Here is a 24,825-nt window from a genome sequence, read left to right as displayed (position 1 = left end):
TAATATTTCATCAATTGTTGGATAATCCAGGTGTGGAATAGGCATTAATGTGCCGTTTTTGCAGTTAATGCTCATGAATTTATCAAAAATAATTATTTGGATTGGTGTTGTAGATGATAAAACTGATTTATGAGTTCTGGATCATTTTAATTTGCGATGGAATGCATCGAGAAAACCATATTTCCCGTAAAAAGAATCGATTGAATCAGTAATGATTAACGTCTTAATGAGCTTTTAATGCCTATTCACTAGGGATTTGATCAAAAATAGAGGTTTGATTAACTATCTGTTTGTTGGAATCAACCGCGTCTCGAACGCTTGAGCTTCACCGCTTGAAGTCTGCATGTTTGAAAACGTCGGCTCTTTTCGAAATCTGAGAAGCGAGCCGAGTTTGGGCCACCGATTGACAGATCGGGCTTGGATGGCTTTCTTGGACCGGATGTCGCCAGACTCGCAGCAGAATTTCGCTTTGGCGTTTTTGAGCATCCTTTTCGAAGGAGCGCCGTTCATTTTGTTGGGCACGCTGATCAGTGGCGTGATCGATGTTTACTTGCCGGCCGGAACGATGGATCGCTTTCTGCCGAAAAACCGGGTGTTGGCGATTCTCGTGTCCGGGTTGTTAGGGATCGTTTTTCCAGTTTGTGAGTGCGCGGTCGTTCCTGTGATTCGGCGACTGGTCAAAAAAGGCCTGCCGGTTTCGTGTGGACTGACTTACATGCTGGCTGCGCCAATCGTGAATCCGATCACGGCCCTCAGTACATGGAAGGCATTTGAGGGACAGAATGCACTTCTCATCGTTGGATCGCGCTTGCTGATTGGGTATGGTGTCGCGGTTTTGATCGGTCTGATCATTTCCCGGTTTTCGATGCGCTCGATTCTCCGGCCAGGCTTGGTGGATCAAGTCGAAGAGGACACATGCACGGAGGCGGCCTGCTGTGACCATGATCACGAAGATAGCCATGCGTGCGGGTGCGGCAGCAGTTGCTCCGACGACCATGATCACGGTGACCGATCCGAGAGGCGAATTGTGGCGGCATTCCGATCTGCGATGAAGGATTTCATCGATGTCGCCGTGTATTTCACGGTTGGCGTGACGATCACGGCACTTTTCAATACGGGCATCGCTCCTGGCGCGGAGTGGCTTGATCGCTTGGCCAATCATCAGGTCGGCGCGCCATTCGCGTTGATGGTTTTGGCGTTTGTGCTCAGTCTTTGCAGCACCTCGGATGCGTTCATTGCCGCCTCATTGGACAAATTCACCTGGGGGGCGAAGCTCGCTTTCCTGACATTCGGGCCGATGATGGATGTGAAATTGTTGTTCCTCTATCAGACGGTCTTGAAAAGGCGGACCATCGTCCTCCTCGCGCTCGGACTCCTGCTGATCATCGGAGCCATCTGCATCGGCTGGCAGGAATTGGTGCCGCATCGATTTTCCAGCCACGCAATCTCAACCATGAAATGATGAAGGCCAAAAACCGCCGCATTTTGTTTTCGTTGGCCATGCTCATTTGGAGCGGGGTGATGCTCTACTTCTACGCGAGCGGGCGGATATCCAAGTATCTGGCGGAAGAATTCCGCACCATTGCGCTGTTGGGCGGCTTGGGGCTGGCTGTCGTTGGGCTGTTCAACCTGCTCACCTGCGGCCAACCCGCTGAATCGTGCCATGACCATGGTTGTGGCGACTGCGAGGGGGATCACGAGAAAGGTGACATCCATCCCTTGCTGGCATTCGTCCTGATGGTGGTGCCGCTCGGATTATGCGTGGCGTGGACCAAGGATGATTTCACCGGCCAGGCGCTGAGCCGGAAGGGGCTGTACGATGCTCCATCACGGATTTCATCGACCCCATTTCTTGAAAGTCTATCCGGCCCGATCACTCCGGAAACGATGCAAAAAGGCCATCAGATGAATCCGGACGGCTATTACCAATTCAGCCTGATGGAATTGTTTTTTTCCGCAGGAGACCGGGAATTGCAGTCTGCGCTTGAAGGCATGAAGATCGAAACCGAAGGGCGCTGGGCGCTTGAGAAAGTTCGCAATGAAAACGGAAACCGGGCACGACTTTACCGTCTTTTCATGACCTGTTGCATCGCCGATAGCAGGGCTGTGCCGATTGTGCTGGAATTCGAAGGAGCACCACCTGATCTCACTGAGGAAGATTGGGTCAAAGTGGACGGGACCATTCATTTCCCAGTTGAAAACGGGGCCTCCCAGCCAGTGCTTCAGGTGGATCACGCTGAGTCAGCCGAGCCACCGTATGAGGAAACCTTCATGCGGAATTGAGGCGCGGGAGAGCTTACTCCTGCTACACCGGAGCAACGAGATCTTGACGAAAGCTCGATCCGGTTCCTTGGTGACCTCCAATTCCCATGTCAGCCCCGCTCGTCCTATCCGCTCGCAGTGTCGCCAAACGATTTGGTGATTTTGAAGCACTCTGCGCGCTGGATCTGGAAGTGAAAACCGGGGAATGCGTGGGCCTTCTCGGCCCGAATGGAGCAGGCAAATCGACTTTCATCGGCTGCCTCTACGGGGTGGTCCAACGGACCGGTGGCGAGCTGGAGGTATTTGGCATGGACCCAGCTGGTCAAGCTCGGGCGATTAAACGCCGGATCGGAGTCGTGCCCCAGGAAAATGCCTTGGATGAAGGGCTGACCGTGCTCGAAAACATGCGAATTTACGCCCGTTTCAGCGGTTTGAAAAAGGCCAGCGCAGATGAACGGATTCTCCAGTTGCTGGAGCGCATGTCGCTGGAAACCAAGCGGGATGCGACCATCAATACCTTATCCGGCGGGATGAAGCGCCGCCTCACCTTTGTGCGCGCACTTCTGGCGGATCCCGAATTGCTGATCCTGGATGAACCCACGACGGGGCTGGACCCATCGGTGCGTCATTTGTTGTGGGAAACGGTGACCAGCCTTCGGAGCCAAGGGAAAACGATATTGGTAACCACCCATTACATGCACGAAGCCGAGGTGTTGTGCGATCGTATCGTGATTCTGGACCAGGGGAAGGTAGTGGCTGCAGGCGCGCCACGCGAGCTGATCGCTCAGGAAACCCCAGGATATGTCGGAATTTTCTCTGGCGATGCCCAAGAGGATATCCGCCCGCACTTGAAGGCAGATTGGGAATTTTTTCATCAAGGCCATCAATGTTGTGTTCGGGCTCCTGCCTTCGATGATTTGTTAGAGCTCCAAAAAAGTGCTGGGGTCGATGCCCTGCAGCTCCGGCCCGCGAACTTGGAAGACGTGTATCTGAAACTCACAGGCAGCGAATTGAAACAACATGACTGAACCGCTCGTCACTCTTCGGCTAGGCTGGCACGTCGTCGTCCGGAACTGGATGGTGTATCGCAAAGATTTCCTGGCGAACATATCGCCGACTTTGGCGGATCCGGCACTGATTCTGGGTTCATTGGGCCTGGGGCTTTCGCCCTTTGTCGGGCAGATCCAGGGCCACAGCTATGCCCAGTATCTCGCTCCCGGGATGATCGCCACCACCGCGCTTTTCACCGCGTTCTTCGAAAGCAGCTACGGCTTTTTTGTTAGGATGACATTCGAGTCGGTTTTCAAGGCGATGCTAACTACGCCAATTGGCGTAAGTGAAGTGGTGCTCGGGGAGTTCATGTGGGTTTTCATCCGGGCCGCCCTGATGGCATTGGGCGTTGCGATGGTTCTCCTGCTGCTTGGACTGTTGCCAAATCTATGGGCACTGATTGTTGCGCCATTTGTGGCAGGGACTCTTGCCTTGCCATGTGCTGCGATTGGCTTGCTGGCCGCATCCTGGGTCAGGAATATCAATCAATTCCAAACGGTGTATTCGTTTTTGATCGCTCCCATCTTCTATCTCTCGGGAGTCTTTTTTCCAGTTCCGGAAAAATCATGGCTCGCTGCAATCGTGCAATTATCCCCCTTTTATCATGGAGTGAAATTGTTGCAGTTCACAGTATGGGGACATTTTCCGTTAGGTGAAATCCTGATCCATAGCTCCGCGCTCATGGCTTTTGCCGTGGTGCTCGCGCTGTGTTCATTTCATCGGATGGATCGCAAAATGACTTCTTAGTCTGGCCCTAGCAGGATTGGGATATCATCTAACAAACTCCAATGGCGCGGATGTGCGAAATGACAAATGACGTGATCATACCAACGCTTCATCGAAGCATTTGTTAAACAATGGGCAAATATAACAAAACTGCATTTTAGAATTTTGCAGGCGGTTGGTTCGTCGCTAGAATCGCGCATGGCCATCGAATCCATAGCTGGGTTTACACCTTCCATCCACGAGACAGCGTTTATTGCCTCCAGCGCTGATATCATTGGGCGGGTGACGATCCATGAGATGGCGAGTGTTTGGTATCACGCGACTTTGCGCGGCGATATTAACGAGATCGTCATTGGTGCTGGATCAAATGTTCAGGACAATGCCGTCATTCATTTGGCCGATGACTACGGTTGTTATGTTGGTGAGAAAGTCACAGTCGGGCATTCTGCAATCTTACACGCCTGCACGATCGAAGATGAAGTGTTAGTCGGCATGGGGGCTATCATTTTGGATGGTGCGGTCATCGGGCGTCGTTCCATCATCGGGGCAGGTGCTTTGGTGACTGGCGGGACTCAAATTCCACCCGGCTCGCTGGTCCTCGGCTCACCCGCAAGAGTGGTGAGAACTTTGTCAGAAGATGAACAATGCAATGTGAAACTCTGGGCAGAAAAATACATCAACGGCTCCCGCATCTACGCGAACAGGTAATGGTTAAATTGCGACGTTTGCGTAACATTTGATACATGATGCCAGATTTAGTAAGAGTCGAACCCATAGCCTTGCTGCCAACACCAGCAGGCTGCGCTGTCTTTTTAGGCGACGGCCAAAAGTCGATCGTCTTTTACATTGATCCTGCCATTGGCATTTCGATCAATACTTCCCTCAGTGGTCAAATCCCCCAACGTCCGCTGACGCATGACCTGTTTTTGCAAGTCGTCGAAATCTTCGGCGGTAAAATTTCCCGGGCCATCATCATGCGCTACGAAAATGAGGTGTTTTACGCGCGCCTGATTCTGGAAGCGGAAAATGAAATCATGGAGCGCAAGATCGTGGAGTTGGACGCACGTCCCTCCGACTGTATCGCGCTTGCCGTGCGCTGCGGTGCTCCGCTTTTCGTCGTTAGAAAAGTCTGGGATGGCCTCAAAGACATGACCCCTACCCTGGAGCAAATGCGCCGCAGTGGCGATATTGGCGGAATCAGCGACGGGTAACCACCGCTATTTTTGATCCTCGGAGGATGGAGCACTTCCAGCTTCCGGATCCTGTGTTTTTTCTGCTTCAGCTTTCGAAGCGGAAATGCCCGGAGGTGTGCCGTAGCCAACGAATTTTGAGCGCGATGTCTTGCGTGGCAGCCTGAAGTCATACACCCCATAGCCATTCGCTTGTTTGCCACGATAGCTTCTTCCATCTGTCGCGTTGATCATGATCGCGCGACCGTCCGTCTTTTCCGTGCCCAGATACATGGCAACGTGGGTGATGTTGACTGCGCGACCATCCGTCGGCTCGTAGGTCCCGGACCAAAAAAGCAGGTCGCCGGGTTTGAGCTCTTTCAAACTTGGATCGCTCAATTCCGTGGCCGATTCCGGGACGGTATGAAGGCGTTCATGTTTTTGGAGCCAAAGGAACTGAGCGGCAGAAGTGCGTGGTGGTTCTAGCCCGAATTTTCCCATCACGAAAAACATCGCTCCCGAACAATCGAATCCGCCGTCTTCAGGAGTGGAACCTCCATATTTGTAAGGCAGCCATGGGGAGTTTTTGGCAACCTCAATGGCGATGCGAATCAGCTTTTGGCGTTCCTCCGAAAGCTGCTCATATTCAGCCAGATCTGCGGTGCTCACCAGGGCAGGGCGACCGTGTTCTTTCTGTTCCACCTGGGTTTTTTCCGCTTGGGACCATGCCACGACCGGACTGGCCAGTATGGCAGCCAAAATGGGGATCGTTGGACAAAATCGCATCACCCAACATAGCTTAAAAATTGGGTGGGTGCAACTGCTTGCTTACCGGTCCAAAAGTGAGCGCAGTGAATGCATGACCGCTTCGGGCGAAAGATTGGCCAGATTGCCGCCCGCAGCAGTCACGGATTCGTGGACTGGGGAATCGATCGGCCAAGGTCCGAAACGTTGCGGCGAGGTCGGGCCGAAGATCGCAAGCACGAGATTCCCCACTGCGGATGACAGGTGCATGGGGCCGCTGTCATTGCCGATGAAAACGGACTTTTGCCGAGCTAGGGCGAGCATTTCATCGAAGGGGCATCCAGTGAGATTGAGAAATCGATCCTCTGGCACATCGAAATCAGGGCTCTCAGGAGCACCGGCGCACCACGCGATCCGGCCGCCTGGAATCGTTTCGAAAATCAAGCGGGTGAGTTCGTGGAACCCTTTCCACTCTTTTTCCGCGCCACGGCTATCGGTGAAAATCACAAAGGTTTTACGAGGATCACCGGAAAAAAATGAGGACCAGTCGTATGATCCAACTTCCGAGAGATTTAACGGAAATTCGATGTCGGAACTCAGCCCGAGTGCGGTGGGAAATTCCTGCAAAATCGTGACTGCATGATGGGGAGCAGGAGTGGCGGGTAATGGAACTTGCCTGCCATAAAACATGCCGGCGCCTTCACGGGAATCGGACCGGCCCCATTTTTGCGGAGATCCTGCTGCGGCAGTCATCAGTCCGGATCGGAGCAGGCCCTGCATGTCCCAGACCATGTCGAATTGGCGGGTGCGCAGGATTTTGACGATTTCACGAATTCCTCTCCAGCCGAGCTTGCGTCGATAATGGATCACCTCATGGATAAATGGAGCCGATTCCACCAATGGTGCGAATCGATCCCGGGCGATCCAGGTGATCTTACAATCCGGCAATTGGCGCGAAACGGATTGAAGAACTTGCAAAGCATGCACGATGTCCCCAAGCGAGGACGGTTTTACGACCAGTAGGGTTTTGGGCAATGGGTGTACCTCAGTTCCGGACATGGACGCAGGCTTGCTTCCGCTTCACCGGGCTGCAATCGTAAACGCCCGCCGATCATCAGATGACTTTTGACCCCACCGCTATCACGACCCTTCAGACTGAACTCACCCGCCACTGGCACGAGGTGGAACCCGCAGCTGGAGGTGAAGATTTCCTCAAGCTTGTGCAAGAGAATCACCTACGGAATTTCCAGCTCTGGCATGAAGAAGATGTCGCGCGTCGAGATGATCTCGGCTCTGAGCGAGTGCACCAGGCGAAGCGTGCGATCGATCGCTACAACCAGGAGCGCAACAACTTCATTGAGGAAATGGACAAGCTCATGGTGGCGGAATTGAAGCCTGCCGAATCCGGTGTTCCCAAAAATTCGGAAACGCCAGGGATGATCATCGATCGTCTTTCCATCCTGGCACTCAAGGAGTTCCACATGGCTGAAGAAACCGTCCGCGAAGATGCAAGCGCGGAACATCGCGAAAATTGCGGCGCGAAGCTGGCCCGAATTCTTCACCAACGTTCCGATTTGACCCAGTGCCTGGGCGAACTGTTACAGGAAGTCACCGAAGGTCGCAGAACCTTCGGTGTCTATTATCAGTTCAAGATGTACAACGATCCGGCACTGAATCCGCAGCTCTACGGCGGTGCCAAATCGTGATGGAAATCCGCTGACCGCTCTCGGTGTGATCAGTTGAAAAACTCCTCCATCTTGTCCGCTGGAGGCAGGGGTTTGGTGCGTGCCATCACTTTGAAGGCATCGTGCCGGACGTGATTTTTTTTCATTTCCGAGCGGAGCAGCTCCTCGGACATCATGCCGTTGTCGAGGCATTCCTTCAACAACGCGAAGAACAGGCGCTCCTGGCGCGGGTCGGGGTTGGCTTTGTATTTTTTACCGAAGACTTCCTTGCCGAACAGTTTGCGCTGCAAGGCCATGAAGCGGATTTTCAAATTCGAGTCCGCGCCCCGGCTGAAATCGACCGGCAATCCGGTTTTCCACGGCTGTGTTTCGCGGCGTGTGGTGTGCAGCATTTTGGTTTCTGGAGTCAGCACATCCAGACTGTTCCAGACTTCATCGAGATCGCCCACGGTGGAATCGTCCTCTTGGGTCATCGATAACCAATCGACGTAGTCAAGCTCGCCGCGGAACATGCTACGGAAGCTTTCTTCGACTTTCCAGTGCTTGAGCTTTTCGCAATCCATCAGCATCACGCTGGTCTTGCGATCGAAGCCGTTGCCATCTTTGCGTGGCTTGTGGATCAGGCGAACGGCCTTGCCCTCCATGTCCATGTTGAAAAGATCCATGATGTCAGCCACAGCGAAAATATCGGGGTCGATCACGATGGCCTTGCCTTGGTAACCCATGAGTTCCGGCGGCATGAAGCGCGATGGTGTGAAGGACTGAAGATCCTCAAACTGCCATGGCCGCATTTTTCCCCCGCGCAGGTAGGATTTGCCGTCCATTTCTGAGAAATATGGATACTCGTTGATATCCAGGATTTTCACCTCGAAGGCATCCGGGGTTTTCGAGGCGCGCTTCAGCGAATGCTGGCTGACGATCGCTCCTGCGATTTGCTTATGATTGGTGTGTATGAAAACGGTCGGCTTCACTCTTGCTTAATTAAGGTTTGGAAACTTGGTCTGGAACCGGTCCAGCAAGACATTATACGTGGCCTTACCTACCGATCTTCGGATATTCCCACAAGTCGATTCTCGGTCGCGGGGCAGCCTAAGAGGCGAAGAACTCCGTTGGCAAAGGGCAAACCGGTGAGGCGTTCCGCACCCGGATGTCGGTGCTCTTCAAAGCCTCACTCATGATCGCGAACGATGGCAGAATGTAACGGTCATACTGCTCTTTGAGCAGGCTCGGCTGTGGATTGCACTCCTGATAAACCCGGGATGAGCCACAGAGGTCCATGCCGACGATTTCCAGATCCCGCGCGCCCAAGCCGATCATCACCTGCAAAGCGGCAAACACCACATTGCAGCCCGAGAAGAAACCGAGCTCCGGATTTTCACTCCAACCGACCTTCAATTGGGTTTTGGTGCATTCAGGAAAGTGAAATGGGCTACCGGCATTGCGATTCAGGATCAGCAAATCCTCCAGTGGCAAGGCGGGAATGCCATACCAGGAATTGACGCGTTCAATGATCGTGAACGGCCGGTTCGCCAGCTCCTCAGGCGCATTCTTTGCCAGCATGGAAGCGGCGCGGAAGGTGGTAATGAGAGGAACGCCGGGCGCATTTTTAAAGTGCTCGAAGCAGCACTTGGTGAATTGGGGATCGGTGACAACCAACAGGTCTGGCCGGATGCCGCGATCTTTGAGAAAAGTCGGCGCGCCATTGACCGCGACCATCATCCGGCCGGACTGCCATTCGTGAGATTTTGCGCTAGGCCCGGTGGCAACGATCGTGGCCGGTTGGATTGGGGTGCCCAGCAGCTGAGCCAGCGGCACGCTGGTCGCCACCGTTTTTTCACCGACTTGGAGCTGCCAGATATTCTGATCGTCGATTTCAGCGGACACTCCGTAGGCAAGCGGCCGCATGTGCCTGAGCCGGAATGGGAAAAGGCGATGTTCCACCCAGCGCGCGATCGGGCAGGGAAGCGAAGCCGTCCGGTCCACCCAGCGTTGTCTCATCGAGACACTCGCGAGATTGCGCTGGGTTAAATGATGGCTCAGAGGATTCACGGCAGAGGTCAGTTTTGGACTCGCTTCAGAGTTTGACCACAGCGCGAAAATCGTCCGGCAACAAGCAATCTTCGATCCATCGATCCAGATTGAGCCCTTGAACCGCCGGTGCAAAACATTTCACGCGTGCCCCGAAAAGTGCTGAGTAATAGCCGAGGGAAGTCACGGCAAACAGCAGGCAGTCGTCGCCTGTTAGATTTTCTTCGACGGAAAAATCCCGATCTAACAGAATCAACTTTTTGCCGATGGCGGCAGTGATTCTCGATTCGGCCGATTGAAAATGGCACGGAGCGGCGCTGTCAGCGAAGTGGAACTTGATGCGGATCGATGTCATCCCTTCCGCGGCTTCGAGAATCGCATCCACGAGCGCGGCTTCGTAGTCCGCCCAACGGATTTTTCGATGCAAGTAGCTGGTATCCAGAATCGCGTAGAGATGTTTTTCGGTGCTTCCCGTTTTGAGTGGGGGAATCGCAGCCGCCACATCCGTGACCTTTGGCATGCCAGCGAAAGCATGGGAGGAAAGGCGGATCGCCCCGGAAAATTTGGCGTCATCGGTGTCGAACATCGCGCGCTCGGATTGATACGCGGCACCGCTGATGAGAGTGCGGAGTTTGTTCTGAAGCCGCTTCCCGAGGCGTGTTTCTGATTTCTGCCAATTTTTCCAAGCCATCGAGCTGAATCCTTCTTCGACGAATTGGTAGCCGACACACGCGGGGTGGCTGATGACTTCCTGATAGAGCGGCTTCCGCAAATGCGGCAGGTAGGCGATGAACGGTTGGTGGTTCGTGAGTTCCGAAACTTTTTCGCGGAGTGCTTTTTTCCGCTGCTGGTAGCCGGCGCGGTTCATGGCTTTGAAGCAGGCTTCAAGTCCATCAGACAGATCATCAAGGCAGATGCCCCGGCCAGCTGGGCGGACCGATCTGCGGGAAATCGAGCTGATGTTTGTAGCCGGAATCCCTTGTTGGTCCATCGCAGTCTGGAAAACCAGCGTGACCAATGGCGAATGGGTGAGGCAGAGATGATGAAGTTGCGGGTCACTCATGGGACCAGGAAATCTGTTTCAGCATGGCGCGAATGCATGGAGCGTAGTCGATATCGCGGATTTCAGAAACGGCAACTGATTCCGATTCGGGTTTGCCGGGAATGAGCAGATGGACCAGCCCGGAATCGATCAATCCCTGAATGTAGCGGTGGTGGCTGTCCGCAGGATCAAACTGGTGATCTGCCGGGCTGACAACCTGAACGGGTCTGCCACTGGCGATGGCTTCCGTCATCATGGTCAGGCTGTCCATGGTGACCAACACCTGATCCGCCATGCCGAGAAATTCCCGGGTGATTTTGCGAGGCTCACGCGAATACCAAACTGCATCGAAGAGTGCCGCTGGCTCGATGTTTTCCCGCAGTTTGTCCTCAAGCTCCAGGCGCGTGCGGTAGGACGTGCTGACGAGCCACTGAATGCCGTCCCGTCGCCAACTTTGATTGATGTAATCGATGAGATGGTCCCAGTCCGATGCCGAGAATTCGATTTTTCCGGAGGATTCTCCGATGAACAGCGCTTTCAACGGCGCCGATTTTTCCCGCCCGGTGCGGGTTTCGTAGGCGATTTTGCCATTCGCAATGACCTCCGGAGTGATTTCGTTGAAAAGGAGAGGGATGCGAATGATGTCCGCACGCGAGCCATCGGAGTCCGGGCGAAGCGTGCAAGTGACGGAGCCTTGCGGAACCCGGATGGTGCCCTGCACGAAAACCGATGGGCATTGGTAGAACTTGGATAAAAACGCCAATGCGGCAAACGAATGTGGGCCGCTGGAAATGATCAGCTCGGGCGTTTCATCCGGCAGTTCCATGCGCGGGTGAAGTAGGCGAAACATCCACATTTTCCGCTGCATGCGCAGCAATCGCTTCACCAGGGAGCGCCGGAATCGTCGCGGAACCGAACATTGAATGGGCACTTCCGTGACTTCGATTGGGACGAATTTGGCCAATTCCCGCACCAAGCCACGGGACTGCACCACATGCCCCTGGCTGCCTTCATCGAGGATCCAGACTCGTTTCATCGAGGCACGCGATAAGCATTGATCAGCAAAGTCCGATTCGGGAACCCATCGGCGAAAAGCCGCCTGCTAAATTGGCCCGGTGCCATGAACTCGTCGTAGTAGTCCTTCACGTTTTGGCGCATCTCGATGATTTGCTCGCCCGGCATTTCGAGGACGGATCGGATCGCGCTTTCCAGAGATTTCACATCGCTGAAGGAAATGCAGTTTTTCCCGTGCTGCAGCGGTTTGGGCAAATAGGCGGCGTATTGCAAAATCGGAATGGCACCGCCAGCGATTGCTTCGATCAAATTGTGGCACAGCGGCATGCCGACACCGGGGCAGGCGAGGAAGAAATCGGCTTTGGCCAACGCATCGATCCAACGCTTCTGCGGGATTTTCACGTTTTGGGTCTCGAATAAAACGAACGGGTGAAAATCATCTGCGGCAAGCCATGTTTCCGCATCGGTTGGGCGATAGACCGTGTCGCCGGCAGCTGAAGAAGCAGTGGCCAGCATTTCCCGACGGGTTAACAGGCCATAAAAATCTCCGAGGACATCCTTGTCGTAGCGATGTTCCATGGTGTTTCCGCCGAAAAAGATCCGGGCACTGCGTGGTGTGGCGACTTGGTAAGGATGGGGCAGCGCAACCTTGGTGCCGATTTGAGGATGGACGAAAAATGGCAGCTCGATCTCGCTCTCGCTTTGCTTCAGGCGGTGATCGTAGGTCACGCGCACGACTTTTTCCGCGAGCTCGGGGACTGGCCCGCAGGAATCGGTAATCAGGAAGTAAGGCTGCTTCAACTCATCCAGCGATCGGATCACACCCATGCGGTGATGCAGCAGCAGGGATTTTTTCCGGCTGATGACAAAGCTGGATAGGGTGGGGCGATGGGCGGTGAATACGGGGAAGTACCCGGCTTCGATCAAATCCAGGACCATGCTCGCGTAATAGCGCCCACCCACGGAATCGATCGCCGGATTGGCGAAGTCGCAAACCACGATCGGCTCGCCCTCGCGGTGCTCTTTCATCCCGCGCTTCAGCATTTGCCCGAAAGCGCGGCGGTAGGATGGAGCAAGAAAGGGGCGAATGCGGCGGAATGAAGCTTCGAGGGATTTTCCGAAATTGGAACTCATGGATGGGTTTGTTTTTGGATTCCGTGAGGACACCAAGTCCGGCGGGTTTTCACGACCTCATCGCGGATCGCGCGGTTCTTCGCGATGGATTCCGGGGTGTTGTAGCCGCGTTTGTGATCGAGGTGGAGTACGATGGCCCGGTGGCGAATGCGATGGCCGTGAATGCCTGAGTTCACCAGCCGTTCGCCCAATTCCCGATCCTGCCCTCCGTATTGCATTTCCTCATTGTAGCCGTTCACAGCCAGAATATCAGTTTTCCAACCAGAGGCATTGTGCCCGTTCCAGGTCGCATTCACGGGGATCAATCGATCCATGAGCGATCCGAGCCCTTTTGGCAGGCCGATTTTGAAAATGGGCGAGAAGTCATCCAACCCGCGCGATTTCAGGAATGAGACGTCAAACGCCTTTCCTGAATCGATGTCTTCGGTGCTCAGCTCCTGGCTGAGTGACATGGGCAATTTGCAGTAACCGCCGGAAAGAAATCGACCCGGCGCGGCGCAACGATCGTGAATTTGCAGGAAATCCGGGCGCGGGATGCAGTCGCCATCGGAATACACCAGATAGTCCCCGGTGGCCGCGACCGTGGCCTTGTTCAAAATCCGGCTTTTCTGGAAGCCATCGTCCTCCTGCCAAACGTGCTGGATCGGGAACGATGCTCGCTTGCGGAAATGCTCGATCAACTCGCGCGTTTCCGGCCCGGAGCCGTCATCGGCGATGACCAATTCAAAATCGCGGAACGTCTGCTGCAGATAACCATGCATCACTTTCTCCAGCCATCGGGGCTGGTTGTAGGTGCTGATGATTACGGATTGCTTCATGCGGAAATCCCTTACCGCAATGGCCGGGATGGGCCACCCTTTTCGAGTTCGGGGCTGATTGCAAGGTGGATATCTCAGCTTGATCTCAGGTCTTGGATCGAAGCGAAACGATGGAAATGCTTTGCGACTTGGCGGCCTTCACCAGTGGCTCCGGCGCGCGCGATGTCAGGATGTAGTCGATTGGAAGCGGGTGCGCCCGGTCGATGCGGAAAATTTCGCGAGCGAAGGACTTCATCGTGCCACCTGTCGGAGTGTGATGAATGACAGCATCGGCCGGCAGCCAATCGGGTGACGGTTGGCCGGGTGCGAGCACGAACTCGTAGTTCACATCCGGATGGGTCCAGTTTTCCGATAATTTCCAGGATTCCGGAGCACCAGCGAGCCAGAGAAGCGCACGGTGTGGTTTTTCGCCGCAGGGCGAATCCTCCCCCAGCCATTCACGGATCGTGCGTCTGGGGCGAACCATCACCCGCCAGCGTTCCTGCATCCAGAAGACATCGATGGGGCTCACTTTCATGGCTTCCTCGATGCTTTTCATGCAGCTCGCCGTGCTGGCGCGATCCTCTACGGGATGATAGCGCAGTCGCCATTTTCCGGGTGAATCCGTAGTGAGTGACATGGCCAGAACCTCGGTTTTGCTGCGCCGTGCCAGCAGAGAGGGCAGCGGGCTGACACGGGTGAGGCGGCCGAAAAATGGGATTGGCTTGCCACTGAGGCCGGTGCGTTGATCGGCCAAAATACCGAGGACTCCGCCTTCTTTGACGAAAGTGGTGGCCTGGTGAAAACTCTCGAATTTCGAAAACAATCTCGACCCTTCCGCCTCCCGCTGGGCAACGATCCGCTGGTTCAAATACGGGTTGTTCAGGGGGCGGTAAAACGCGCCGATTTGATGGCCTGGGGGAAATTTGCGTTTGATCCGCGTCAGAACTTCCCAGTTTCCCATGTGGGACGGCAGGGTGATGAGGCCTCGGCTTTGCTGAAATGCTTCTTGGGCCACTTCTGGATTATCCACCGAGACGATGCGATCGACTTGGTCGACATTGAGTTTTGCCGTGTGCAGCGCGGAAAACAGATTTGCGCCGGTGCGGCGAAAAATCTGCCGGACCATGCTTTCCAAGGCAGGCAGCTCATGCTCGCCGTAAAACGCGATTCGCAGATTCCGTAGCACAATCTGGCGGCGGGATCGCATCAGCCGCCACGCCAGATCTCCCAGCGTTTCTCCTACCCGAAAAACGGCGGGACCGGACAAAAGTGAAGCGAGCCGCTCGAATGCCAGCTGGGCCAGCCATTCCAGCCGCCACTTCAGGATTTTCGAACGATTTACCGGTGTTTTGCGGGGCACTTCGGATGTTTGGTAGTTCCACTGCCGGTGGCTGGCAAGGCCTTGTTGCGACCTACTCCCCCTCCGATCTGCGCGCCAGGGTGATGGCAAAGCCGATGGAACCGATGAAAATCAGGTAACAGGCGAGCAATTCGAGGTAGCTCACGCAAATCGTCGGCACCGATGGCGAAAAGGCATCTCCCAGAGCGGCTTTCCAAAACCGGCGGCTGCCAATGACCCGATCGAAGACGTAGATGATCAAAAGTGCGGCGCCGACCAAGCCGGATGCGGCGTGATTTCCCATGCTGCCAAAGAATCGGACCACTACCTTTCGGTGTCGCATGGCGGTGATCAACGCACACAGCAGCAGGATTCCGATGACCCAGACTTCCGGAAATTTCCAACCCAGAATGCCGGAAACAAAGTCCTCAATCTCGCCAACAAAGGCTGCGAGCAGGAAAAACGAAAGCATGCGGCAGACCGCGCGGTTGCTCCCAGCATGAGGAAGCGCACCGAGCAAAACCGCTGCAGAAGCAGCCAAAAGCGCCGCCTGCAACAATTCGACGGTGCCGCGCTCGATCGGTTCGTTTTTTTGATTCGGCAGCCAGGCCGGAAACAAAATCGCCACAGACCCCGCACAGATCAGGATCACCCGCCCGAGAGTTCGCCGCCATGAAGGCTTCAGCGGATTGATCATGTTTGCGTCGGCCATGGTGGGATTTGCTAAGCGCTGGCTGCCCGATTGGCAAGGCTGGTGGCGCAGATCACAGGTTCAGACCGATCCGTGGCAGAAGGATTCCGTCTTGCATTCCGAACCGCAACCAGGCTTCATGAAGCAGGAAATCGGTTTGGTTTTCGCTCCCACCCATGCAGTTTCATCGATCATACGCCCTGAGTTCAGGTGCGCTGATGGCGACTACCGCTGTCGCAGCCGCAGCTGACCCGGATTTGGCCGTTTTGGCGACGGAATCGTTGACGGCTATGCAAGGAGGTCAGTGGCAGGAGGCTCATGCCTTGCTGAAACGGGCGACAGATCAGTTTCCCAAAAAAGAAGCGTTGAGCCGCTTCGGGCCTCAATTTGGCGTGATCTACTACCGCAAAGGGCTGTGTGAGATCAAAATGGAGCGCTGGCAGGATGCGGTTGCCTCGTTCAGCACCTGCTACAAGGACTTTCCGAACCGGAATGGGACTGATAATCCCTATGAAAAGCTCGCCTTGCTGAAATGTGGTGAGGCGGAAATGGGTGCGGGTGAATGGAATCTGGCTCTCCAGCAATTCACCAAATTCAGCGAAGAACGGGTGGCGAATCGCGACGATTACCCGCGCGGCGCATTTTTCATCAATCAGGCCGTCTGCCATTACCACCTCGGACAAATCCCGGAAGGGAACGGCAACCTGGAGGTCGCGCTGCGGAACCGACAGGTATTTCCCACTCCGAGCGCGGGAATCATCACTGGCGTCGATTTATTGGTATCGGCTGCCATCAAAGGCGGCAACGAACCTGCTTTGCTGGATTTTCTCCGTAAAAACCGCACGGACCTGGCAGGTGACCTCGTTAGGCCGGTGGAATCGCAGCAAATTTTCATCAAGCTTTCGGCTGATGCGGCAGAGGCAAATTTCGTGGAGTCTGCTGCGATCCTGATCAGCTTGTTACCTGCAGCCGATGGTTCTGCTGATGAATCCATGCGCTTGGCGCGTTTGAGCGTTTCCGCCTTGATTCACGAAAAGTCGCAGGATTTGAAAGCAGCCTGTGCCGACTACGCCGAAATGGTGTCGGAGTTTCCGAAGGTGCAGAATCGAGAGTCGAACTTGCTCAATTTGATCCGCTTGGGAGCTGTGGCCGAGCAGCCTTTGGAAGAACGGGCGAAGGTATGTCGGCAATTTCTCGCCGAATTTCCGGATTCCGATCAAGTGCCTGCCGTGAAGCAGAATTTGGTGGCGGCCTTGTTCGACCAAGGTGACTACACCGCCTGCATCGAGCTGGTTCCACCGTTAATCCAAAGCTTGCCCGCAGATGGCGAGCGGATGGACTTCTGCACCCATGTGCTCGGCGCTTCCTACTACTACAAAGGGAATTACGATCTGGCGGAACCGATTCTGGATGAGCATGTTAAAAAATACCCGCAGAGTCGTTATGCCAGGCCGACCCGGTTTTTGCAGGCCGTGACGGCTGCTGCATTGCGCGAATGGCAGCGAGCTGGGGGATTGCTGGATTCCTTCGTGAAGGCATACCCGGATTTTTCCGCGAATCCGCTTCTGCCCTTTGCGCTGTATGAACGCGCGGTGGTGCATCACGCGGAGCGCGAAGATCAGGCGGCGTTGGCAGCGCTTGAAAAAATCGGTCGCGATTATCCCCAAAGCAACGTGGCAACGGTTGCAAATGAGCTGATGCAGGAGATTCGCACTCCTGAAACCATGCCGGGTGATCAGTGAGCAAATCCTGACAAAAAAGCCCAGGGCTGCATCATGGGACGCGCTCCTGGGCTTGGAAAAATGGCGAGTATCGCGGGTTCGCTTTAGAAAGGAATGTCGTCGTCCTCGGTGAAATCGTCCGGCGGCGCAGCTGATGCGCCTTGTGGGCGTTGCTGAGGTGGACGGGCTGTTCCGCCCATCATTCCGCCTGCAGGAGCGTTGCCAGTTCTGGCTCCGCCATCGGGTAAAAACTGGAGCGATTCCGCGACGACTTTCAGTTTGCTGCGCTTTTGCCCGGTTTGCTTGTCATCCCAGGTGTCCATTTGCAGACGACCCTCGACATAGGCTCCGCGGCCTTTCGTGAGATATTGCTGCGCCAGCTCGGCTTGCCGACCCCAAAGGGTGATGTCCACGAAGGTGGTTTCCTCCTGTCTCTGGTTCTGCTCGTTGTTCCAGACCCGGTTGATGGCGAGGGCGATGTCCGCCACCGCAGTGCCCTTGGGCGTGTAGCGCAGTTCGGGATCTCGGGTCAGATTCCCGATGAGCATGACTTTATTCAAATTGGCCATGACGAAGGATTGCTTTGGGGGTTTTTACAGCAGTTGGGGAGCGGGAGGCATTAACCATCCCGCCCGTCCCTAGCATCAAGCGATACGCTGATATTGCTGAAGGTGAACGGTTTCGTTCAAGCTGAGGCGGCTTTTGATCTTGGCGATCGATGCAGGCTCCACGGAGAAAGTGAAATCAACGTAGTGACCGGCTTCAAGGTGGTTGGAAGGGTAAGCGAATTCGCGGCGACCCATGGCGTTCACGTTTTCGATTTTTGCGCCTTCGGTTTCGAGATCTTTCGAAATGGAGGTGATGGTGTCTTCAACAGTGCCATCGATGGCCTTGGCGTTGAGAATGATCAGACCTTGATATTTACGGCTCATCAGGATTCGGAGTGATGGTTGGTTTGGCTCGGGTGTGAAAGCGGTTCGCCGCGATGGCGATGCCTTGGGAACGCGCAACCTGAACGGCAGAAAGCGCGGTGGCAAGCGTGTTTTCGAGCAACGGCCGCTCATCGGGCGCGAACTTGCCCAGAACGTGCCCCACCATTTCCCCCGGCTGGCTGGCTCCGATGCCGATTTTCAATCGCGGGAATTGATCGGTGTGCAGATGCTGGATGATGGACTTGATGCCATTGTGTCCGCCGGCTGACCCTTTTTCGCGAAACCTCAGCGTCCCGAGTGGCAGTGACACATCGTCGTAAACCACCAGCATTTGATCCGGCTGCCATTTGTAAAATGACAGGATTTGATGAATGGCGCGGCCGCTCAAGTTCATGAATGTCTGCGGTTTGAGTAAAATGGCGCCGTCGCCGGGGATTTTGGCGAGATGACTTTGCCATTTCGGCACCGACTGAAAAACCGCGCCGGAACCGGAGGCGAGCTGGTCCAGCAGCATGAAGCCAACATTGTGCCGGGTTTCTTCGTACTGGCGGCCGGGATTTCCCAATCCGACGATGAGATTGAACATGGGGGAGCTTGTGATGCGTTGAATCCGCGGATCAAGGGTGGAAAGAAAAAACAAAAAACGCCCGGGTCGCACAGTTGGCGGCCCGGGCGTTTTGAAAAAAAATCGTCGAATTAGACGGCAGCAGCTTCCGAAGCTTCTTCGGAAATCGCAGCACCGGTCTTGCCGATGTGAGCCACGACAACGTCACCAGCGTGAGTCGGAGTGACACCTTTCGGGAAGCTGACTTCGCTGATGTGCAGGGAAGCGCCTTCGCCCATGCCGGTCACGTCGATCTCGATGGTTTCAGGGAGATCGTTTGGCAAGCAGGTGATTTCGATCGAGTGCACGTATTGCTCAAGGATGCCGCCGGCTTTCACGCCAGGCGCTTCACCGTTGAGGTGAGCAGGAATGTGCGCGGTGATCTCGGTCTTTTCGTCGATCGCCAGGAAGTCAGCATGCAGAGGAGCACTGGTGATGGGGTCGTGCTGAACGGTTTTGAGGAAGGCGAGCAGTGTGCCTTCACCTTCGACGTTCAGGTTGATGAGAATGTTCTCCGAGCTGCTGTGAGCCAACAGTTCGTTGAAAGTCTTGAAGTCGACTTTCAGGTTCTTTGGCTCAGTGCCACGTCCGTAAATGACGGATGGGAGCCAACCTTCGCGGCGCATTTGTTTGAGGCGTCCGGAGCCGCTGCGTGCGCGGGGAGCTGCTTTAAGTGATGTCTTCTTGGCCATGACGGAAAGGGCGTTGGTGTTGAGCTGATGCCGGAGTTTGGAAACCGGACGGGGCGCGGTGTGTAGCGGGTGACCGCGCGCTTGTCAAAAATTTGTTCGCGGCGATTTTTTAAAATTTCTGATTAGACGCTAAAGAGGGAGGTAATCGACTGACCGCCGCCGATCCGGCTGATGGCCTCGGCCAGCAGGGGAGCGATGCCAACAGTCACGACTTTTGGCCCGCTTGCCTGCGGAACGGAATCGGTCGTGATCAGTTCCTCAATGGAGGAATTTTTCAACCGCTCGTGGCCGATATCGCCGAGAATTGCATGCGAAACGCCCGCAAATACCCGTCGGGCACCGTGTTTATGAAGGATATCCGCTGCCGCTGTGAGCGTTCCGGCAGTTTCGGTCATGTCGTCGACCAACAGGACATCGCGACCTTCGACCTCGCCGATGACGTTCATCGCTTCCACTCGAGTCGCAGAAATGCGGTGTTTCGCGACAATGGCGAGCTCGGCGCCGAGCGCGTCCGCGTAGGCGCGGGCCATTTTGACACCGCCGACATCGGGCGAGACCACGGTCAGGTTCGAAGCGTCCGGGTGACGCTCTCTAAGATGGGAAATGAGTGCGGATTTTGCGTAGAGATGATCGACGGGAATATCAAAAAATCCCTGAATTTGCGGAGCGTGGAGATCCATGGTGAGGACCCGGTTCACGCCGGCGGAGGTGAGCAGGTTGGCTACGAGCTTGGCGGTGATCGGCACACGCGGTTGATCTTTCCGATCCTGGCGGGCATAGCCGAAGAACGGCATCACGGCGGTGATCCGCTCCGCGCTGGCGCGGCGTGCGGCATCCACCATGATCAGTAACTCCATGATATTGTGGTTGGTAGGAGGGCAGGATGGCTGGATGATGAACACGTCAGCCCCGCGGATGTTTTCGTTGATTTTGACGAATGTTTCGCCATCCGGAAAGGCCGTCACATGGACGTCCGCAAGCGGTTGTCCAAGGTTTTCGGCGATGCGTTCTGCGAGCGAGCGATGAGCGGTTCCACTGATAAGTTTCATGAGCAAGTCGGGCGGGGCGGGAGGGATTGTTGACACGGCTGAGCCGGTCGGCAATACTTTGCGCGATTTCCTTTCCGAGAACTCAACCCATGGGCGATTTTGTCTGACTCTCCTTCAACAAATAGGGCGCCCTCTCAGGACGCCCAGCATGCCAATTCTAAGTCTCAGCTCAGCTGGGGGCTGTTTGAGTGGGGTGTATTGGTCGCATCTGCTCTGATTGTCCTCTGGTTTTTCGGAGTGACGCCTCGCTACAACGCCAATCGCGATCAATCCCTTTTCGTTTGGCTCAAAGGCGCTTGGAACTCGGAAACCGGTTATGAACACGGCCCATTGGTGCCACTCGTTGCGATCGGGCTGATCATTTTTAATTTCAAGGCGCTTCGTGCATCTGTCGGGAAGGGGAGTAACTGGGGCTTGGCCTCAGTATTCATCGGCGCTCTCCTCTACACGGTGGCTTATCGGACCTTACAGCCGCGGATAGCAGGTGGTGCCTTGCCCTTCGTGCTTTGGGGATGTGGCCTTTACTTCTGGGGATGGAGAACATCACGATTGCTCCTTTTTCCGCTGTTCTTCCTTTGGCTGGCTGTGCCTTTGCCATCATTCCAGCAAGCGACGACTCAGCTTCAGATGCTGGCGACTTCACTTGCCCATCATGGGTCGAGTTTGTTCGGAGTAGAAACTTATACTGAGGGCTCGAAGGTTTTGCCTGTGAAAGGGAATTGGGAGCCACTGGATATAGCGGGTGGCTGTAGTGGGATTCGCTCACTCATGGCGTTGATTATGGTTTCCGCTGCATGGGCCTATGTGGCGAAGATGGCTTTTTGGAAGCGTGGGGTGTTGTTTTTTATGGCGTTCCCATTGGCAATCATCGGGAACGCACTGAGAGTGATCTCGATATTCGTGATTGCGGAGTATGGTGATGCGCAATGGGCCCGGACAACATGGCATGACTGGTCTGGGTTGCTGCTGTTTTATCCGTTTTCGCTATTGTCATTATTTGCTGTCCATTCCCTTTTGGAAGGAGGGCTCCCATGGAAGCAAAAGGGTGGCAAGAAAGTGCTCAGACGTGTAGTGATCAAAAATGAGCAAGCCCCAAATTCAAATCTAACAGAGGCATGAAATTCAGGCTATTGATCCTTCCCTTATTTTTAGCCGGAACATTATCGGCTGTATACTTACTGCCTCAAGCTGGTGCAATTGCCCAATCTGCAATTAGCATGTCTCTCCCCAATTTTTCTGGGAAGTGGGTATTAAAACGTATTCCGCCGAGTCAAAAGGAGCTGGAAGTTTTAGCCAAAGATACTCAATTTGCGAAAGCGATTTGCCTGAAGCCAAGGCCTGGCGAATGGACATCGGACGGCAATCCAGTGTGTGATCGCGTCGATTTATCGATTGTATTATCCGGATACGATCTGAACAATTCAATTCACCGTCCTGAGCGTTGCATGCCTGCCCAAGGACATACGATTCTCTCTTCCTCAGACGTAAAAGTGAACTTGAAAGATGGTAAAGAAGTTACCATGCGCCGACTCTTATCCGTCCAAAGGGTAACCACATCGGATGACCGGAAGCAGGGTTTTGATTTAAATTGCGTAACCTACTACTTCTTCGTCGGCCATGATCAGCTGGTTTATGACCATTTGACTCGGACTTTTGTCGATATGAAAGATCGGCTGGTCAGGGGGATGGATCAACGTTGGGCTTACGTCTCAAGTTCCATGTGGTTTGGAAAAATTCCTTATGCCGGTGCTGATTTGACTGTTACGGAAGCCGAGGCAGATCAAAAACTGCAGTCCTTCCTAACAGACTTACTGGAAGAGCAGATCGACTGGGATCAGATCAAATCCTGATTGGTGTGCCTGGTGTTACCCAGGGTCGCGGTCTAACACCACTGGCAGAAATGACTATTTAGCGTCTGCTTTAGCGGGTTCGATTTTTGCCCCTCTCAAGAACTCGATCGATCGATTGAGATAAGAGACATATTCGCCTTTTAAATCCCTTGGAACCTTGTTGGGTATCGGGGCAGCCTTAAGATAATTCAAAGCTTCCAGGTAATCACGTAGTGCAATTTCTGGATTTCGTTTCGAATAAGCGGTCTTGCCCTCATTCATCAGGAGCACACCAGCTTTCCATTTTGCATCTGATGGAATCGGGATTTCCGCAGCTGCTTTGTAGTAGGAAAGAGCATCTTGAGGGCGATTCGCCGCTTCACTGCTAGAGCCTTGGGCCAGCAATGCATCCAGCTTGATTTTCATACCTTCATAATGTCGCATGAACCATCCCATCTCTTTTGCAACCATGCTGACCTGTTGAGAAGCATCAGACGCGGAAGCAAACGCGGCATCGGGGTTGCCATTCGAAAGTTGCCGCTCTGCTTTTTGAATCAAATGTTGTGCGTAATAGTAGTAGGATCGGAAGCTCGATTCCATTCCGCCTTGCAGAAAAGCCGCCCGCTTGAATTCGTCCTCGGCAGCGTGGTCGTCACCTTTGAAGCTTAGTAGATTGGCTCGATTGACTGTTGTAAGTGGATCGAATGGATGAAGATTTTCTGCCTTGGTGTAATCTGCCAACGCCTCGGTCAGCGATTCTCGCGAAGCGGCGGAACCTGGGGATTTTTCCATTTCGCTTTGATGCAGCATTCCCATTTCCCGGTAAAATACGGCCTCGGGTTGAATCGTGGCAGCCTCCTTCAACGCTTTAAGTTTCTGGTCAGCTGGAACCGAATCTGGTGGGGCGGTAAATGTCGGCCACATCACCGTCAAAACCTGGGTGGCTTTCCAAGATATAGGAATCAGGAATGCCGCGATGCCCAACGATAGCACGGTGATGATCGATTTCGAAATCGCAGCACTTTTTTTAATATCAGCAGGCGGTAAGTGCGAGGCGCGCGCGAGACAGATTCCTAGCAACATTGCACCTGGCAGGAGATGAAAAACGAAGGAGAAGCATGACTGGACAAACATCCCGCTGAATCCGGCGAATCCCCCCACCCAAAGTGCTTCTGTAGAAACTGGGTAAACAGAAGACAGGTCACTGAATAAACAGCGAAGAATCGCTCCAACTAAAATGGTCCCGATGAATCCGATCAAAAGCAAAACTCCTACAAGACCATAGTCGGTTGCAGCTTGCATGATCTCATTATGGACCTGTTCGGGCCTTCTGTCCGAATATCCATAAGCTTCATGGTCCCAGGCGCGGAAGCATTCCCAACTGAAGCTTCTGCTTCCCCCTCCTTGGATCGGATGTTCTGAGATGCAGGTTACTGCAGTGCTTAACAAGTAAAGACGGATTGGGTTATCAACGACGGCCTCAACTTTGGATGAAAATCGTTTTTCCTGAGCGTCGGACAGTCCACGATAGGCAAAATAACCAAGTGCTAAGAGAATTACGGGAAAGGAGAGTGCGATCGGAATGAACCAAGAGCTATTCCGCCGTTTACCGACGATTAGGGCCATTCCTACAAAGCTCCCTGCACCTAGGCCAGCTGCTAAAATTCCACCCCGGGATCTTGTCCAGTAAACGGCAAATAATCCGGCCAGCGCGATTAATCCCCAAATGGATTTCGTAATAGCCCCCTGGCGACCGAAGAGAGCTGCGCCTGCAAGAACTAGTGAGGAGCCTACTAGGAAATTGGCCCCATCATTATAATGACGAAAGAAGCCAGCTGGCAAATCTGTGCTGCGCGTTGGAAAAACCGGATTATAGCTCGGGTCACCAACCTGTTTGATGATAATGCCGACACTGGCAAGTAGAAGGCCCGCGATCGTCCAAACGAGAATCCTTTCCGCCATCACGGAATTCGAAATCGTTCGAGTTACGATGAAAGACCCCGCCGCACCGCCTAACAACATGAGGTCTGCGATCGCGAATTCATGCACGGGGGAAGCGAAAGCGCGCCAAGTAAACCAGGCCACCATCATTATCCCGAATCCAAGTAAACCTGGAAGTGACAGACGTTCCTGTTTCTTCCAAACAGCAGGTAAAGCAGATAAGATCGCAAGTCCCAGAACAAAAAGAGCTGGACCCCAGGTCCAGCTCCGCATTTGAGGGCCAATTACGACTGCCAGGATTAAAGAAATCCCCAGCAGCACGGTAGGTATGATATTCATCGGGTATCCAACCAGGTTTCTTCAGCAGTGGTGG

The 24,825-nt window shown here is 54.3% G+C and carries 26 protein-coding genes; 10 read left to right on the top strand and 16 right to left on the bottom strand.

Annotated features, from left to right (window positions below):
• Positions 1 to 439 precede the first annotated feature (439 nt).
• The 6 genes from JIN85_RS08780 to JIN85_RS08755 all read left to right on the top strand — a co-directional run bounded on the left by JIN85_RS08780 (position 440) and on the right by JIN85_RS08755 (position 5,249).
• Entirely contained in the window at positions 440 to 1,462 is a 1,023-nt protein-coding gene (locus JIN85_RS08780) for a permease (RefSeq protein WP_200269729.1), read from the top strand.
• The gene (locus JIN85_RS08775; RefSeq protein ID WP_200269727.1) at positions 1,459 to 2,283 is read left to right on the top strand and encodes a TIGR03943 family putative permease subunit; all 825 of its coding nucleotides are present in this window, start codon (positions 1,459 to 1,461) and stop codon (positions 2,281 to 2,283) included. The genes JIN85_RS08780 and JIN85_RS08775 overlap by 4 nt, the downstream gene beginning before the upstream one ends.
• Before the next feature lie 86 nt (positions 2,284 to 2,369).
• Positions 2,370 to 3,290, top strand: a complete 921-nt coding sequence (locus JIN85_RS08770) for an ABC transporter ATP-binding protein (protein WP_200269725.1) — start codon at positions 2,370 to 2,372, stop codon at positions 3,288 to 3,290.
• Complete coding sequence (locus JIN85_RS08765; protein ID WP_200269723.1) at positions 3,283 to 4,059, top strand: ABC transporter permease; 777 nt, start codon at positions 3,283 to 3,285, stop codon at positions 4,057 to 4,059. Before JIN85_RS08770 ends, JIN85_RS08765 begins: the two co-directional genes overlap by 8 nt.
• A 177-nt stretch (positions 4,060 to 4,236) precedes the next feature.
• Positions 4,237 to 4,746, top strand: a complete 510-nt coding sequence (locus JIN85_RS08760; RefSeq protein WP_200269721.1) for a gamma carbonic anhydrase family protein — start codon at positions 4,237 to 4,239, stop codon at positions 4,744 to 4,746.
• Between the two features lie 35 nt (positions 4,747 to 4,781).
• Positions 4,782 to 5,249: a bifunctional nuclease family protein gene (locus JIN85_RS08755; RefSeq protein WP_200269719.1), complete on the top strand. Its 468-nt coding sequence runs from the start codon at positions 4,782 to 4,784 to the stop codon at positions 5,247 to 5,249.
• A 6-nt stretch (positions 5,250 to 5,255) separates the two neighbouring features.
• Here the strand turns inward: JIN85_RS08755 and JIN85_RS08750 are convergent, their stop codons facing one another.
• Positions 5,256 to 5,966 carry a C40 family peptidase gene (locus JIN85_RS08750; protein WP_200269717.1) on the bottom strand — a complete coding sequence of 237 codons (711 nt, stop codon included), beginning with the start codon at positions 5,964 to 5,966 and terminating at the stop codon, positions 5,256 to 5,258.
• A gap of 69 nt (positions 5,967 to 6,035) precedes the next feature.
• Complete coding sequence (locus tag JIN85_RS08745; RefSeq protein ID WP_200269715.1) at positions 6,036 to 7,010, bottom strand: glycosyltransferase family 9 protein; 975 nt, start codon at positions 7,008 to 7,010, stop codon at positions 6,036 to 6,038.
• A 59-nt stretch (positions 7,011 to 7,069) separates the two neighbouring features.
• On the opposite strand from JIN85_RS08745, the gene JIN85_RS08740 reads away from it, so the two are divergent.
• Complete coding sequence (locus tag JIN85_RS08740; protein ID WP_200269713.1) at positions 7,070 to 7,657, top strand: DUF4254 domain-containing protein; 588 nt, start codon at positions 7,070 to 7,072, stop codon at positions 7,655 to 7,657.
• 29 nt (positions 7,658 to 7,686) lie between these two features.
• Here JIN85_RS08740 and JIN85_RS08735 read toward each other — a convergent pair whose 3' ends face one another.
• The 8 genes from JIN85_RS08735 to JIN85_RS08700 all read right to left on the bottom strand — a co-directional run bounded on the left by JIN85_RS08735 (position 7,687) and on the right by JIN85_RS08700 (position 15,705).
• The gene (locus JIN85_RS08735; protein WP_200269711.1) at positions 7,687 to 8,607 is read right to left on the bottom strand and encodes a glycosyltransferase family protein; all 921 of its coding nucleotides are present in this window, start codon (positions 8,605 to 8,607) and stop codon (positions 7,687 to 7,689) included.
• A 118-nt stretch (positions 8,608 to 8,725) separates the two neighbouring features.
• Entirely contained in the window at positions 8,726 to 9,685 is a 960-nt protein-coding gene (locus tag JIN85_RS08730) for a motility associated factor glycosyltransferase family protein (protein WP_200269709.1), read from the bottom strand.
• 25 nt (positions 9,686 to 9,710) lie between these two features.
• Positions 9,711 to 10,727: a hypothetical protein gene (locus JIN85_RS08725; RefSeq protein WP_200269707.1), complete on the bottom strand. Its 1,017-nt coding sequence runs from the start codon at positions 10,725 to 10,727 to the stop codon at positions 9,711 to 9,713.
• Entirely contained in the window at positions 10,720 to 11,742 is a 1,023-nt protein-coding gene (locus tag JIN85_RS08720) for an ELM1/GtrOC1 family putative glycosyltransferase (protein ID WP_200269705.1), read from the bottom strand. The genes JIN85_RS08725 and JIN85_RS08720 overlap by 8 nt, the downstream gene beginning before the upstream one ends.
• Entirely contained in the window at positions 11,739 to 12,854 is a 1,116-nt protein-coding gene (locus JIN85_RS08715; protein ID WP_200269703.1) for a hypothetical protein, read from the bottom strand. The genes JIN85_RS08720 and JIN85_RS08715 overlap by 4 nt, the downstream gene beginning before the upstream one ends.
• The gene (locus JIN85_RS08710) at positions 12,851 to 13,672 is read right to left on the bottom strand and encodes a glycosyltransferase family 2 protein (RefSeq protein WP_200269701.1); all 822 of its coding nucleotides are present in this window, start codon (positions 13,670 to 13,672) and stop codon (positions 12,851 to 12,853) included. Before JIN85_RS08710 ends, JIN85_RS08715 begins: the two co-directional genes overlap by 4 nt.
• A gap of 85 nt (positions 13,673 to 13,757) precedes the next feature.
• Positions 13,758 to 15,014 (bottom strand): lysophospholipid acyltransferase family protein, encoded by a 1,257-nt coding sequence (locus tag JIN85_RS08705; protein WP_200269699.1) that lies wholly within the window; start codon positions 15,012 to 15,014, stop codon positions 13,758 to 13,760.
• A 52-nt stretch (positions 15,015 to 15,066) separates the two neighbouring features.
• Complete coding sequence (locus JIN85_RS08700; RefSeq protein WP_200269697.1) at positions 15,067 to 15,705, bottom strand: hypothetical protein; 639 nt, start codon at positions 15,703 to 15,705, stop codon at positions 15,067 to 15,069.
• 155 nt (positions 15,706 to 15,860) lie between these two features.
• On the opposite strand from JIN85_RS08700, the gene JIN85_RS08695 reads away from it, so the two are divergent.
• Positions 15,861 to 17,426 carry a tetratricopeptide repeat protein gene (locus JIN85_RS08695; protein ID WP_200269695.1) on the top strand — a complete coding sequence of 522 codons (1,566 nt, stop codon included), beginning with the start codon at positions 15,861 to 15,863 and terminating at the stop codon, positions 17,424 to 17,426.
• Positions 17,427 to 17,509: 83 nt separating this feature from the next.
• Here the strand turns inward: JIN85_RS08695 and JIN85_RS08690 are convergent, their stop codons facing one another.
• The 5 genes from JIN85_RS08690 to JIN85_RS08670 all read right to left on the bottom strand — a co-directional run bounded on the left by JIN85_RS08690 (position 17,510) and on the right by JIN85_RS08670 (position 20,682).
• A complete protein-coding gene (locus JIN85_RS08690) occupies positions 17,510 to 17,974 on the bottom strand; it encodes a single-stranded DNA-binding protein (protein ID WP_200269693.1) in 465 nt (154 codons plus the stop codon).
• A gap of 75 nt (positions 17,975 to 18,049) precedes the next feature.
• On the bottom strand, positions 18,050 to 18,337 hold the full coding sequence (gene rpsF, locus JIN85_RS08685) for a 30S ribosomal protein S6 (RefSeq protein ID WP_200269691.1): 288 nt from the start codon (positions 18,335 to 18,337) through the stop codon (positions 18,050 to 18,052).
• Positions 18,327 to 18,923, bottom strand: a complete 597-nt coding sequence (gene pth / locus JIN85_RS08680; RefSeq protein ID WP_200269689.1) for an aminoacyl-tRNA hydrolase — start codon at positions 18,921 to 18,923, stop codon at positions 18,327 to 18,329. Before pth ends, rpsF begins: the two co-directional genes overlap by 11 nt.
• A 110-nt stretch (positions 18,924 to 19,033) precedes the next feature.
• The gene (locus JIN85_RS08675) at positions 19,034 to 19,633 is read right to left on the bottom strand and encodes a 50S ribosomal protein L25 (protein WP_200269687.1); all 600 of its coding nucleotides are present in this window, start codon (positions 19,631 to 19,633) and stop codon (positions 19,034 to 19,036) included.
• Positions 19,634 to 19,755: 122 nt separating this feature from the next.
• Positions 19,756 to 20,682, bottom strand: a complete 927-nt coding sequence (locus JIN85_RS08670) for a ribose-phosphate diphosphokinase (RefSeq protein ID WP_200269685.1) — start codon at positions 20,680 to 20,682, stop codon at positions 19,756 to 19,758.
• Between the two features lie 237 nt (positions 20,683 to 20,919).
• On the opposite strand from JIN85_RS08670, the gene JIN85_RS08665 reads away from it, so the two are divergent.
• Both JIN85_RS08665 and JIN85_RS08660 read left to right on the top strand, forming a co-directional pair.
• Positions 20,920 to 21,801, top strand: coding sequence for an exosortase/archaeosortase family protein (locus tag JIN85_RS08665; protein ID WP_200269683.1), 882 nt, complete (start codon positions 20,920 to 20,922; stop codon positions 21,799 to 21,801).
• Positions 21,798 to 22,532, top strand: coding sequence for an exosortase-associated EpsI family protein (locus JIN85_RS08660; protein WP_200269681.1), 735 nt, complete (start codon positions 21,798 to 21,800; stop codon positions 22,530 to 22,532). The genes JIN85_RS08665 and JIN85_RS08660 overlap by 4 nt, the downstream gene beginning before the upstream one ends.
• 54 nt (positions 22,533 to 22,586) lie before the next feature.
• On the opposite strand, the gene JIN85_RS08655 is transcribed toward JIN85_RS08660, so the two are convergent.
• On the bottom strand, positions 22,587 to 24,791 hold the full coding sequence (locus JIN85_RS08655) for an O-antigen ligase family protein (protein WP_200269679.1): 2,205 nt from the start codon (positions 24,789 to 24,791) through the stop codon (positions 22,587 to 22,589).
• Between the last annotated feature and the right edge of the window lie 34 nt (positions 24,792 to 24,825).

This window comes from Luteolibacter pohnpeiensis (genome assembly GCF_016595435.1).
Taxonomy (GTDB): domain Bacteria; phylum Verrucomicrobiota; class Verrucomicrobiia; order Verrucomicrobiales; family Akkermansiaceae; genus Luteolibacter; species Luteolibacter pohnpeiensis.
This window is presented reverse-complemented; position numbering and strand designations above follow the sequence as displayed.

What these genes read in the sequence shown, in the direction of transcription:
- rpsF (WP_200269691.1), bottom strand. Translation starts at nt 18,337, where the DNA reads ATGAGCCGTAAATATCAAGGTCTGATCATTCTCAACGCCAAGGCCATC.
- JIN85_RS08755 (WP_200269719.1), top strand. Translation starts at nt 4,782, where the DNA reads ATGATGCCAGATTTAGTAAGAGTCGAACCCATAGCCTTGCTGCCAACA.
- JIN85_RS08775 (WP_200269727.1), top strand. Translation starts at nt 1,459, where the DNA reads ATGATGAAGGCCAAAAACCGCCGCATTTTGTTTTCGTTGGCCATGCTC.
- JIN85_RS08715 (WP_200269703.1), bottom strand. Translation starts at nt 12,854, where the DNA reads ATGAGTTCCAATTTCGGAAAATCCCTCGAAGCTTCATTCCGCCGCATT.
- JIN85_RS08695 (WP_200269695.1), top strand. Translation starts at nt 15,861, where the DNA reads ATGCAGTTTCATCGATCATACGCCCTGAGTTCAGGTGCGCTGATGGCG.
- JIN85_RS08725 (WP_200269707.1), bottom strand. Translation starts at nt 10,727, where the DNA reads ATGAGTGACCCGCAACTTCATCATCTCTGCCTCACCCATTCGCCATTG.
- JIN85_RS08770 (WP_200269725.1), top strand. Translation starts at nt 2,370, where the DNA reads ATGTCAGCCCCGCTCGTCCTATCCGCTCGCAGTGTCGCCAAACGATTT.
- JIN85_RS08760 (WP_200269721.1), top strand. Translation starts at nt 4,237, where the DNA reads ATGGCCATCGAATCCATAGCTGGGTTTACACCTTCCATCCACGAGACA.
- JIN85_RS08670 (WP_200269685.1), bottom strand. Translation starts at nt 20,682, where the DNA reads ATGAAACTTATCAGTGGAACCGCTCATCGCTCGCTCGCAGAACGCATC.
- JIN85_RS08765 (WP_200269723.1), top strand. Translation starts at nt 3,283, where the DNA reads ATGACTGAACCGCTCGTCACTCTTCGGCTAGGCTGGCACGTCGTCGTC.
- JIN85_RS08745 (WP_200269715.1), bottom strand. Translation starts at nt 7,010, where the DNA reads ATGTCCGGAACTGAGGTACACCCATTGCCCAAAACCCTACTGGTCGTA.
- JIN85_RS08700 (WP_200269697.1), bottom strand. Translation starts at nt 15,705, where the DNA reads ATGGCCGACGCAAACATGATCAATCCGCTGAAGCCTTCATGGCGGCGA.
- JIN85_RS08660 (WP_200269681.1), top strand. Translation starts at nt 21,798, where the DNA reads ATGAAATTCAGGCTATTGATCCTTCCCTTATTTTTAGCCGGAACATTA.
- JIN85_RS08675 (WP_200269687.1), bottom strand. Translation starts at nt 19,633, where the DNA reads ATGGCCAAGAAGACATCACTTAAAGCAGCTCCCCGCGCACGCAGCGGC.
- JIN85_RS08740 (WP_200269713.1), top strand. Translation starts at nt 7,070, where the DNA reads ATGACTTTTGACCCCACCGCTATCACGACCCTTCAGACTGAACTCACC.
- JIN85_RS08690 (WP_200269693.1), bottom strand. Translation starts at nt 17,974, where the DNA reads ATGGCCAATTTGAATAAAGTCATGCTCATCGGGAATCTGACCCGAGAT.
- JIN85_RS08655 (WP_200269679.1), bottom strand. Translation starts at nt 24,791, where the DNA reads ATGAATATCATACCTACCGTGCTGCTGGGGATTTCTTTAATCCTGGCA.
- JIN85_RS08720 (WP_200269705.1), bottom strand. Translation starts at nt 11,742, where the DNA reads ATGAAACGAGTCTGGATCCTCGATGAAGGCAGCCAGGGGCATGTGGTG.
- JIN85_RS08710 (WP_200269701.1), bottom strand. Translation starts at nt 13,672, where the DNA reads ATGAAGCAATCCGTAATCATCAGCACCTACAACCAGCCCCGATGGCTG.
- JIN85_RS08780 (WP_200269729.1), top strand. Translation starts at nt 440, where the DNA reads ATGTCGCCAGACTCGCAGCAGAATTTCGCTTTGGCGTTTTTGAGCATC.
- pth (WP_200269689.1), bottom strand. Translation starts at nt 18,923, where the DNA reads ATGTTCAATCTCATCGTCGGATTGGGAAATCCCGGCCGCCAGTACGAA.